This is a genomic window from Methanobrevibacter sp. (assembly GCF_017431965.1).
Classification (GTDB): domain Archaea; phylum Methanobacteriota; class Methanobacteria; order Methanobacteriales; family Methanobacteriaceae; genus Methanocatella.
Window position 1 is genome coordinate 159,572 of record NZ_JAFRKB010000033.1, and the last position, 10,952, is coordinate 170,523.

Below are 10,952 nucleotides of genomic sequence, written 5' to 3' on the forward strand. Positions count from 1 at the left end.
AAATTATGCGCTTCTCTCAAGTACAAAATCTGCAATGTCTGCAAGCACCTGTTTAGATGAAGAATCAGGTAATATTTCAAGTACTTCTTTAGCTTCATCAACAGATTTTAATGCCAAATTGTGAGCATATTCAATAGCCCCACATTTTGTTAAAATTTCAACCGCTAAGTCTATATCATCTTGTGAATTATTGTCATCTTTTAAGATTTCAAGTAATTTTTCTGAATCTTCACCTGCAGATGCAAGACCATTGATTGCGATAATAGTCATTTTTCCTTTTCCAATATCAGATCCGATAGGCTTACCTAATGTCTCTTCATCACTTGCAATATCCAGGTAATCATCTTGGATTTGGAAAGCAAGACCAATTAATCTACCATATTCATACATTGCATCAATGACTTCTTGGGTAGCACCGCCCATAATAGCTCCTGCTTTTGTAGCAGCAGCAATTAAAGCACCAGTTTTTTTGAAAATCATTTCCATGTATTCATCTTCAGTTACATCAAATCTGTCTTCAAAACCCATGTCAGATGCCTGACCTTCGCAGATTTTGACACATGCATCAGCAACTGTAGCTAGTGCCTGGTTGTTTTGTTCAGATGTAGTGCCTTCAGTTCCAATAATTATTTCAAATGCTTTTGAAAATAGCGTATCTCCTGCAAGAATAGCTACATCTTCACCCCATACTTTATGTACAGAAGGCATTCCCCTCCTCATATCGTCATCATCCATTATATCATCATGGATAAGTGAAAATGTATGGATAAGTTCAATGGCGGCTGCAGATTTTAAAGCATCTTCACGATTACCACCAACAGCCTCCGCGGTAATCAATGTTAAAGCTGGCCTAAGCATTTTTCCTCCAGCTTTTGTTAAGTAAATTGAAGCTTCTGCAAGATTATCCGGAACAATTGTGGATAATTCATCTTCAATTGTTTTTGTAATGTCAGTTGAATAACTTCCAAGTACTTCTTTTACATCACTCATTTAAATTCCCTCTCCTAACTTTTAAAAACTTGTGCTTGAGCATTTCTTAGAATATGAATGTCATAACCAATTCTATAACCTTCCTCTTCAGCAAGCTCCGCATATGCTGAAAGCATAGATAAGTCTCCGTGAGCTGGAATGATATGTTGTGGTTTTAACATACGTAAAAATTCCCTGTGGTCCTCTCTTCCAGCGTGACCAGAAACGTGAGCATTTGGATAAATTCTGGCACCTTTTAATTTTAACCTTCTCTCCATAATATGCCTATTAGCCGCATTGGTTGGATTTGGAATAATCGGCGCAGAGATAATAACATTGTCTCCTTTCTTGATATTGAATGGAGTTCTTCCATTTGCAATTCTTGGAAGCAAAGCATCTGGTTCACCTTGGTGTCCAGTAGTTACAAGCAAATAATTTGCCCTGTCTTCATCAGCTTTCATTAATGCCTTATTAACTGCTTTAGGAGAGCCGAATATACTTGCATTTTTCGGTAACTTTAAAATACCTAAGTTCTGTGCGATACCGCAGAACCTTTCCATTGATCTTCCAAGGAAAAATATTTCTCTATGACTTTTTTTAGCTATATCCGCAATAGCCTGGACACGTTCAACATGAGATGAAAATGTAGTAACAATCATACCTGTCTTCTCTTGTAACGGCCCTCTCATAACATCTTCAAGAATATTTCGTGCAATTCTTTCAGAATGTGTTTTTACTTCACTATAATTTATAGCATTAGTTGTTTCAACAATTAATGCAAGCACTCCTTTTCTTCCTAATTCCCTTAACCTTTTGTAATCAGGCGGTGGAGATACTTTTTGATGATTATCAAATTTAAAATCTAATGCATAAACAATGACTCCCTCAGGAGTATGTAAAACTGGAAATACTGCTTGAGGAATACTGTGTGTTGACTGGACAAATTCCAAAGTGATATCTTTGGAAAGGTCCATTTTACTTCCAGGATTTAATGGTCTGATTGGATTAGTTACTTTGAATTTACGTTCCCCTTTGATTTGTTTTTCAATCAGTGCAGCAGTATATGGAGTTCCAATTAATGGAGCATCATATCTGTGAGCCAATTTAGCTACTGCACCAATATGGTCCAAGTGACCGTGGGAAAATACAATTCCCTTAACTTTACCATCAACATCCTTCATTAATGTATCATCAGGAATGACCCCTCTTTCAATAAGGTCTAAACTATGCATTCTGTCAATATCTGTATCTTCATGCATACTGATTCTGTCAAGATGTATTCCCATATCAAATATAATAACATCTTCGCCTATCTTGACAGCAGTCATGTTTTTTCCGACTTCCTGATATCCCCCAATGGCGATAACTTCTACGCTCATGTTTCATCTCCTTGAATAAATTTTTGTGTTAATTCCTCTTTCGTTAAGCCATTCTCGTGTTTTTCCACGAATGACAATATTAGATTTTTTTAATTCTTCAATATTATTAGCTCCAACTAAAAACATTGCAATTCTTAAAGAATCATTGAATCTATCAATAAATTTGTTTAACTGTTCCTGAGAAGCAGAATTCTTTAAAAATGGTAATGCCATACCTACAGCATCTGCACCAAGAGCAATAGCTTTAGCTGCTTCAAGACCAGAACGAATACCTCCGGATGAAATAACCGGAACATTTACTGCATTAAGGACTTCAACTGTACTAACAGCAGTCGGAATTCCCCAATCCCAAAATATTTCACCAAGATACCTGTCTTCAGCGCGATATGTTTCAACAGCTGCCCAACTTGTTCCTCCGGCACCTTCAACATCAATATAATCGACCCCTGCATCAACAAGTGATTTGGCAGATTCTGCAGATATTCCACAGCCTGTCTCTTTTGCAATAACTGGAATATTTACAGATTTAGTTATTTGTTTAATCAAATCAAGATATCCTCTTGCATCCAAATCACCTTCAGGTTGAATAGATTCCTGAAGAGGGTTAAGGTGAATTGCCAAAATATCTGCATCCAAAATTTCTACAGCTTTTTCAGCAAGATTCAACTGAGGTGCACCAATATTGCCTACAAGCAGACAATCAGGAGCATTTTCACGTACAACAGTATAAGTATCTTCAAGTTCAGGGTGTTCACAAGCAGCCCTTTGAGATCCCACCCCTAAAGCAATTCCATTATTTTCAGCGGCAATTGCCAATTGTTTGTTAATATTTTTTGCAGCCGGATGGCCACCAGTAATAGCTGTAATAAATAAAGGAGAGTCTAATTTTTTACCGAAAGCAGAAGTTGATAAATCAATTTCCTGCTTATCTATTTCAGGTAAGACATTATGGATTAATTCAATGTCTTCAAATCCAGTTGTTTTATTTTTAAACTCAACATCATAATTTTCACAAATCAATAAATGCTCTAATTTTCTATCTGAAATCATATATTAAGTTCCCCTTGAAATTATAGTTCCTTTTACTTCTTCATTTTCTAAAACTTTGAAAATATTATTTTCAACTTCAGCATTTATTATCTTAGATTCGATTCCTAAATCTGCTAAATATAGAAGTTCTTTAATTTTTCCAACCATTCCGCCAGTTACATCAACATTTGTTGTTCCTTCTAAAGTATCTAAATCATCTAAAGATGAGAACTTATCGAAAAATATTGCATCATCATGAGTTTTCGGATTTTTATTGTAAACCCCATCAACATCAGTTCCCAAAACAACCATGTCGGGACTGAGATTTTTTGCCAAATACTGAATGAGCTGATCGCCTGAAATAACACAAATTTCAAGTTCCTCATCCAAAACAACATCCCCGTAAATAACTGGAATGAACCCTTTGTTTAAATATTTTTTAAAACTATCAAGATTACCTTCAACGATTCTTTTATTTGAAGCAGTCATAAAACTAGATGCTGGAATAGCAACCACAGGCAAACCTTTTTCAATAAAAGCTTCGCAAATATACATATTTAATTTCTTAACAGCATTTTGAGTTTCGCAAAAGCCAATCCTCTTTTGAGGAAATTCGGACTCATCAAATGCTTCGCCAATCTTATATTTTTTAGCTGGAGGGTGTCCGAAAGAGCCTGCACCATGGACAATGACCAATTCTTTATAAGAGTTATCTAAAGAAGCCTTGATTTCAGATGCGATTCTTTTAAGACTATCGATATCAACTTCACTCTCAGTGGAATCTTTATTAGTCAATATGCTCCCACCAATCTTTAAAATAATCATAAAATCACTTATAAACCCTTGAAGAAACTCCTTTTTGAGTAAATCTAATTTTTAATACATTATCATCTTGCGCAATGGCATTTGCAACCTCATCTACTTTGCCTGGGCAAAGTGAAATAATACTGCCTCCTCCGCCTGCTCCAGTAGTTTTTGAACCAATAGCTCCTGCTTCTCTTGCATTATAAACCATACGAGATAATTCTAAAGTATTTACTCCCAACACATCCAAAAATCCATGATTGATATTCATCAATTCACCGACTTTGTTAAAATCTCTTTTTATAATGGCTTGTTTTGCATAATTTGTTAAATTTCCCATTGCTGTAATTACAGGATTGATTATCTTAGGATTTTTAGTTTTCAAATTCCTTACATCCTTAACCATTTTGCCGGTATTACCATGTTTTGTGGTATATCCTACAACAAAAGGAACATTGAAATTTACATTAAAACGCTCAACTTTCTTATTTCTTGATAGGTAAACTAATCCTCCATAAGTAGAAACTAACGTATCCAAAGGACTAGCAACACCCTGAACCGCTTGTTCAACCATATGAGCATCATGGGCAAGAGATTTTTTATTAAAACGAACATTATGATATCTATATAATGCTGCAAGAGTGGCTACAGTAACTGCAGCAGAAGATCCAAGACCAGAACCAATAGGTACTTTTGATGATAAAGTAATCTCAATTGGAGAATGGTCGTGAGCAACGTAAAGAGCTTCTAAAATATATCTAATAATACCTGGTTTCCCTTTTGTTAAAATATACTTCTTTTGGCGAGTTAACAATTCCGCTTCAAAACCAATATCTGGAGCTTTAAATACAGAAAAATTACTATCAGACTCTTTAATTGTAATATAAGCCCTTTTATTAACTGCTCCTGCAATAGCAGGTTCGCCATAAACTACTGAGTGCTCTCCAAATAAAATAGTTTTTGCGGGAGCAGAAGCTTTAGCTATCATAAACACACCTTACTTAAAAATACCTGAAGCATAACCAACAACAGAGCTAAAATCTCCAGTAACATCACCACTAGTCCTATAAGCTAAAATTTCACAATTGTTCTTTCCGGACATTTTAGAAAGGGAAATAGCAGTCATTACCGGACCATAACCACACATTGTGATATTATACTGAATCACTTCCTCAAAAAGTTTAAATTCATTCATCTCTTCAATATCTTCTAAAACAAAACCATCAACTTTATTAGCTTTCTCTTGATTATTGAAATGAGATAAATCTGTACTTGCAATAACACAGTAAGACTTGCCCAATTTTTTTCCGGCTTCAAAAATTGCTTTTGCCAAATCACTGGAAGCCGTGAAAGTTTGAGAACCCATAGTAATGGGAACAATTTTAAAATCATTAGAAAAATACTGTAGAAATGGTAGCTGAACTTCTATACTATGTTCACGAATATGAGCAGAAAAATCAGAAGTTGCAATATCTGAAATAGAAACTATCTCATCAGCAAATTCATTGTCAACTTCAACGCTTCCCAAAGGAGTAATCCACTCACCCTCATTGAAAACAGAAACTTCACTGCCAAGACCAGTATGGTTTGGACTCAGAATAATGAAAACTTCAGGAAAACCATTTTGAACTATGTTGCAATAACCATGAGCAGCTATTGCACCAGAATATTGATAACCTGCATGAGGAACCATTATATGAATAGGATAATCATCACCGTCAAATATATTGAGTTTTGGAATTTTAGAAACTCCAGACTCATCTAAAAAGCAATTTTCAATCACTTTTATAAGGTTATCGGGATTATCCGGATAAAATAATCCGTTAACAGCAGGTTTTCTTAACATTTAACTCACTTAAAATTTAAGTTCAAATTCAGTTGCATCAATATCTAAGTCACCATCTTCAGGAATAGTTCCTCTTTCTCTTAAGATTTGTCTTGCGAGTAACCAGTAAACTAAAGCGATAGCTTTCCTACCTTTGTTGTTTACAGGTACTGCAATGTCAACAAAACTGAGTAAGTTTTCAGTATCACATAATGCAACAACAGGAATACCATTTTGTTTAGATTCCAATACTGCTTGAGCATCAGATCGTGGGTCAGTTACAACAATAATTTTTGGTTCAATGAATTTAGCATAATTTGGGTTTGTTAAAGTACCAGGGATGAATCTACCAGGGATAGTTTTTGCACCGGTAATTTCACCGAATTTTTTAACAGGAGCTTGACCATATTGTCTGGTTGCTACTACTAAAATGTCTTCTGGGTCGTATTTTGCTAAAAGTTTTGCAATTTGTCTGATTCTTTCATCAGTTTTTTGAATATCCAATACATATAAACCGTCAGATCTTACTCTGAATATGTATTTTTCCATATCGCTAGTTTTTTGTTGGGTTCCGATATGTAAACCTGCTGCTAAATAGTTATCTAAATCTATTAAAAGTTCATCATTTACCATAATTACACCTCATTATTTAATCATCATCTTCAATTTTTACACATTCTTGTGGACATACGTCCATACATACTTCACAATAACTGCATTCATCAGGGTCAACAATTTCAATTTTGTCTCCTTTAAGAACTAAAACTTCCATAGGACAAACATCAGCACATTCAGCACAGTCTGCACCTTCACATTTATCGTAATCAATAGTTACTTTAGCCATAAATTTTTCTCCATATTTTAACTTAAAATGACCCCATTTTAGAATTTGGAAGTTCTTCTTCGATACGAATCAGCTCATTTAATTTAGCTATTCTTTCACCGCCAATAGCTCCAGTTTTAATCATTGGAGAAGCAAAACCTACAGCAAGATGAGCAATAGTCTCATCAGTAGTTTCGCCGGACCTATGTGATACAACCGGCACTATATTATTTTCTTTTGCTAATTTTACAGTAGCATAAGTTTCGGATAAAGAACCTATTTGGTTTGGTTTAATGATAATAGCATTTGCAGCATTCATTTCAATGCCCTTAGCCAAGAGTTCTTTGTTAGTTACAAACAAATCATCTCCACAAACAAGGCATTTATCACCAACTTTTGAAGTTAATTGAGCGAATCCTTCGAAATCAGATTCATCAAATGGGTCTTCAACATAAAACATTTTATATGTTTCAATTATGTCTTTTACGAAATCAATTTGATCTCCGGTATCTCTTTCAATACCATCTTGAGCATAAACATATTTCTGTTTATCAGCATCCCATAATTCGGAAGCAGCCATATCTAAAGAAGGCCTAATCTCAATACCTAATTCATCACCAATTTCTTCACAAGCCTTAGCCTGAATTTCCAAAGCGTCATCATTAGTAATGTTAGGTACCCATCCTCCTTCATCACCTTTACCACCGGTGAAATTTTTGTCTTTAGCTTGAATTAATTCCTTTAATCTTTTATGAACAGAAGCATTAGCAAAGATAGCATCGCTAACGTTAGTAGCTCCGATAGGAACAACTAAAAACTCCTGAATATCAGGTGCATTAATACCTGCATGAGCTCCGCCATTCATCATATTTCCTAAAGGAAATGGTAATTCATTAACTAAATTTCCACCAATGTACTTGTATAATGGCATATTATAAGAGGAAGCAGCTGCTTTAACTACAGCCATAGAAATCGCTACAGTGGTGTTACCACCAATAGCAGATAAATTGTCAGTTCCATCGATTTCCTTCAATACTTCATCAATGGTAGTTATGTCTTCAGCATCCATACCTATTAATTCAGAAGCAATGAAATCTTCCATTTCACTTACAACCCTATCTACGCCACCTTCAGGGAAAGATACTACTTCTCTTGAACCAGTACTAGCTCCACTTGGTGCAGCAGCTCTACCGGAACCATTCCAAGTAAGTACATCCACTTCAATGGTAGGATTTCCTCTGCTGTCCAAAATCTTACGAACTTGGACATCTTCTATTATACTATCCAAAAAAAACACCTCAGTGCCCTTTAATTTATTACCATATAATCTATACTCTTTAAAAAATCAGTAAGTTTCTTTATAGAGTTATGTTGGTATTTTTTATTTTTTTTAAATAAATTATTAGAATAAATAGTTTAACTATTTATTCATCTCTAATAACATCTAATGGTAAAACTCCAGCTTTGAGTTCTTCATAAGCTATGTCAATCGGATCTAAAGAGTCTTTAATATCAACTAATGGTTTAGCCCCCATAGATATTTGAATTGCCCTAGCTCCTAGAATTCTAGCTCTTTCAAACCTTGTTAATTTTTTTTCAACATTCATGAATATTACTTCCATTTTAGGCATATTTTACCAAGATTATATTTTTAATTAAAAATATCCCTACGAATTGAAACATCTATTCCCAAGTTTCAACATGGGAAATTAACATTCTTCTACAGCAGTATCTGTTTAAACCTAAGTCATCTAAAACATCTTTTGACTTTTCACCTGCAGCAACTCTTTTGTTATAATCATCAAAGTAAGCTGAAACAGGTTTTCCACAACTTAAGCATCTTATAGGAATCATTTATATCATCTTTTTTAATTTAAATAAAATATAAAATTACAGAAGTATTTATCTGTAACTTTTTTGTTTACGTGCTCTTGCTCCAGGACCACCATATTTTTTAGGTTCTGAACGTCTTGGGTCACCAACTAACATAGTTCTGTCATATTGGATGAATTTTTCTTTTAAATCCATATCTTGAGACCATTGAACGAGTCCTTTAGCAATTACCATACGTGCAGCTTCAGCTTGACCCATTACTCCTCCACCAACAACTTTGATATTAATATCAACTTCATTAGCTAAATCTCCAGCTAAAGTTAATGGTTCTTGTAATTTTAAGTTAGCAAGCTCTGGAGAGTAAAGTTCTAAAGGAATTCTGTTAATTCTTACTTTACCAGTACCTTCTTTAACAGTCCCTCTTGCGATAGCTGTTTTACGTTTTCCACTTGTATGAATAACTTTAACCATAATCACACATCCTTTTCATCTAAAAGGTAGCTCCTAAAAGTTTGGAGATTTCTCCTAACTCAATACCTTTTTTAATATTCTTGTATTCTGCTTCAGGAACTGAAGTGAGTTCAGCATCTGCATATTCTGCAGGTACACCAACAAAAGCTTTTAAACCTTTGTATGCTGTTTTACCTTTAGCTTTTTTGAAAGGTAACATTCCTCTTACAGTTCTTCTAAATATATCATCTGGTCTTCTAGGATATTTAGGACCTAAGTCACGAGGGTTAGAAATACTTGCCCTGTCAACTCTTTGTTTGTATTTAGCATAAGCCCAATCCCTATTACCAGTTAACATAATTTTTTCAGCATTAAGAATAACTACTTCTTCGCCTTCTAAAAGATTCTTACTAGTTACACTAGCTAATCTTCCTAAAACGCATCCTTCTCCATCAATAATCATAATAACACCCTACTTATTCAATGATCCTAATGTTTGATCCTTTAGGATTTGATTCGATTATCTCATCAATTGAGATGCATTCTCCACCAGCACTTTCAATTTTTTCTTGTGCTTTAGCTGAGAATTTTAATGCTACAACATCTACTTTTTCTTCTAAATTACCGTTTGATAAAACTTTACCAGGCACTAAAATAGTTTCACCAGCTTCAGCATGTCTTGCAATATCAGACAAATTTACTTCAGCAGTTCTTCTATTAGACCTTTCAAGTCTTTGTGCAACATCTTTCCAAATAGCTGCATCTTCACTTCTTGATTGTTCATAAAGTTTATTAATAAGTTCAATAAGGTTAGGATTTGTTTTAACTACTTTCTTAACCATTATTTACTTCCTCCTTCTTCACTAAATTTGATAAACTTATCAGCTTTTTCACCTAATACATCACAAGCTTTTAATAAAACTTCTTTAGGAGGCATTGCTCCATCTGTTTCAATTCTGAAAATGAAATCGTTTTCGTGATATCCAACATTAATATAACCATTTGAAGAAGCTCTTACGCAACTTTTACACATGGCACAGTTTTCAATATCCAAAATTTTAATCTTTTTGGATCTTCTATCTGATTTTAAAACGCCACGAGGACATGCTAAAGCACAGTCGTAGTCAATTTCCACATCTTCATTAAAAGTTATTTTAGGATATTGTTTGTATGCGCATACTGTAGTTGGCATCCATTTTGCATGTTCTTTACCGTATCCAACTTTTGCAGAAGCTTCAATATCTATAATTTCATCTTCTTTAAGTTTCACTAAAGGAATTGTGTCGTATACTGGTTTAATTTTTGAGTCTGAAGATATTAAATCCTTAGAATAAACAACTTTAGGTCCTTGTTCTTTTAGCTCAAACAATATTCCGCTTTTGAAATCTTCCCATTCTTCATCTTCAGGTAATGGTAAGCCTTCAAGAGCGTCCAAATCAGAAACTAAAGGAGTTAAACCAAGTCTATGAGCAAGTACCTCGTTAAACATTGCAGAATCATTTCTAATAATATTTACATCTTCAATAGCTATTTTAGGCACATTTACCATTGCGCATCTTCTAATAGCATTTATAAAAGGCACTTCTGCGTCACGAACAATGAATACCATTTCATTGTCGCTTTGACTTCTAACTTCTATCTCCATATTAAACCCTTCCACTTATACTCTTCTTCCTCTTTTACCACCAGGTCTTCCAGTACCATAGTGAGGAATAGGAGTAATATCTTCTATTTTTCCTATTTTAATTCCAGCTCTTGCTAAAGCACGGATAGTAGCTTGTGCACCAGGTCCTGGACTTCTAGGTCCGTTTCCACCAGGAGCTCTTACTTTAATATGTAA

At 34.5% G+C, this 10,952-nt stretch carries 16 protein-coding genes; all 16 read right to left on the reverse strand.

Features of this window, described 5'->3' with window-relative positions; translation table 11 throughout:
• Nucleotides 1-3 precede the first annotated feature (3 nt).
• Nucleotides 4-990 carry a short chain isoprenyl diphosphate synthase IdsA gene (gene idsA, locus IJI93_RS04665; RefSeq protein WP_292820620.1) on the reverse strand — a complete coding sequence of 329 codons (987 nt, stop codon included), beginning with the start codon at nucleotides 988-990 and terminating at the stop codon, nucleotides 4-6.
• 14 nt (nucleotides 991-1,004) lie between these two features.
• Nucleotides 1,005-2,348: an RNase J family beta-CASP ribonuclease gene (locus IJI93_RS04670; protein ID WP_292820623.1), complete on the reverse strand. Its 1,344-nt coding sequence runs from the start codon at nucleotides 2,346-2,348 to the stop codon at nucleotides 1,005-1,007.
• A 3-nt stretch (nucleotides 2,349-2,351) separates the two neighbouring features.
• Nucleotides 2,352-3,398, reverse strand: a complete 1,047-nt coding sequence (fni, locus tag IJI93_RS04675; RefSeq protein ID WP_292820627.1) for a type 2 isopentenyl-diphosphate Delta-isomerase — start codon at nucleotides 3,396-3,398, stop codon at nucleotides 2,352-2,354.
• Between the two features lie 3 nt (nucleotides 3,399-3,401).
• Nucleotides 3,402-4,202, reverse strand: coding sequence for an isopentenyl phosphate kinase (locus IJI93_RS04680; protein WP_292820630.1), 801 nt, complete (start codon nucleotides 4,200-4,202; stop codon nucleotides 3,402-3,404).
• Nucleotides 4,203-4,206: 4 nt separating this feature from the next.
• Complete coding sequence (mvk, locus tag IJI93_RS04685; RefSeq protein WP_292820633.1) at nucleotides 4,207-5,169, reverse strand: mevalonate kinase; 963 nt, start codon at nucleotides 5,167-5,169, stop codon at nucleotides 4,207-4,209.
• Nucleotides 5,170-5,178: 9 nt separating this feature from the next.
• A complete protein-coding gene (gene amrB / locus IJI93_RS04690; protein WP_292820636.1) occupies nucleotides 5,179-6,027 on the reverse strand; it encodes an AmmeMemoRadiSam system protein B in 849 nt (282 codons plus the stop codon).
• Nucleotides 6,028-6,036: 9 nt separating this feature from the next.
• Entirely contained in the window at nucleotides 6,037-6,639 is a 603-nt protein-coding gene (rpsB, locus tag IJI93_RS04695; RefSeq protein ID WP_292820639.1) for a 30S ribosomal protein S2, read from the reverse strand.
• 16 nt (nucleotides 6,640-6,655) lie between these two features.
• Nucleotides 6,656-6,850 (reverse strand): 4Fe-4S dicluster domain-containing protein, encoded by a 195-nt coding sequence (locus IJI93_RS04700; RefSeq protein ID WP_292820642.1) that lies wholly within the window; start codon nucleotides 6,848-6,850, stop codon nucleotides 6,656-6,658.
• Nucleotides 6,851-6,872: 22 nt separating this feature from the next.
• On the reverse strand, nucleotides 6,873-8,117 hold the full coding sequence (gene eno / locus IJI93_RS04705; RefSeq protein ID WP_292820645.1) for a phosphopyruvate hydratase: 1,245 nt from the start codon (nucleotides 8,115-8,117) through the stop codon (nucleotides 6,873-6,875).
• A gap of 136 nt (nucleotides 8,118-8,253) precedes the next feature.
• Nucleotides 8,254-8,451 carry a DNA-directed RNA polymerase subunit K gene (locus IJI93_RS04710; RefSeq protein ID WP_292820668.1) on the reverse strand — a complete coding sequence of 66 codons (198 nt, stop codon included), beginning with the start codon at nucleotides 8,449-8,451 and terminating at the stop codon, nucleotides 8,254-8,256.
• Between the two features lie 61 nt (nucleotides 8,452-8,512).
• Nucleotides 8,513-8,683: a DNA-directed RNA polymerase subunit N gene (locus tag IJI93_RS04715; RefSeq protein ID WP_292820648.1), complete on the reverse strand. Its 171-nt coding sequence runs from the start codon at nucleotides 8,681-8,683 to the stop codon at nucleotides 8,513-8,515.
• A gap of 48 nt (nucleotides 8,684-8,731) precedes the next feature.
• On the reverse strand, nucleotides 8,732-9,133 hold the full coding sequence (locus tag IJI93_RS04720; protein ID WP_292820651.1) for a 30S ribosomal protein S9: 402 nt from the start codon (nucleotides 9,131-9,133) through the stop codon (nucleotides 8,732-8,734).
• A gap of 19 nt (nucleotides 9,134-9,152) precedes the next feature.
• Nucleotides 9,153-9,575 (reverse strand): 50S ribosomal protein L13, encoded by a 423-nt coding sequence (locus IJI93_RS04725; RefSeq protein ID WP_292808867.1) that lies wholly within the window; start codon nucleotides 9,573-9,575, stop codon nucleotides 9,153-9,155.
• Between the two features lie 13 nt (nucleotides 9,576-9,588).
• A complete protein-coding gene (locus tag IJI93_RS04730; protein WP_292808865.1) occupies nucleotides 9,589-9,954 on the reverse strand; it encodes a 50S ribosomal protein L18e in 366 nt (121 codons plus the stop codon).
• Complete coding sequence (locus tag IJI93_RS04735) at nucleotides 9,954-10,757, reverse strand: DNA-directed RNA polymerase subunit D (protein WP_292808863.1); 804 nt, start codon at nucleotides 10,755-10,757, stop codon at nucleotides 9,954-9,956. The genes IJI93_RS04730 and IJI93_RS04735 overlap by 1 nt, the downstream gene beginning before the upstream one ends.
• A 15-nt stretch (nucleotides 10,758-10,772) precedes the next feature.
• The coding region (gene rpsK, locus IJI93_RS04740; RefSeq protein WP_292820654.1) for a 30S ribosomal protein S11 at nucleotides 10,773-10,952 on the reverse strand (180 nt) is incomplete at its 5' end.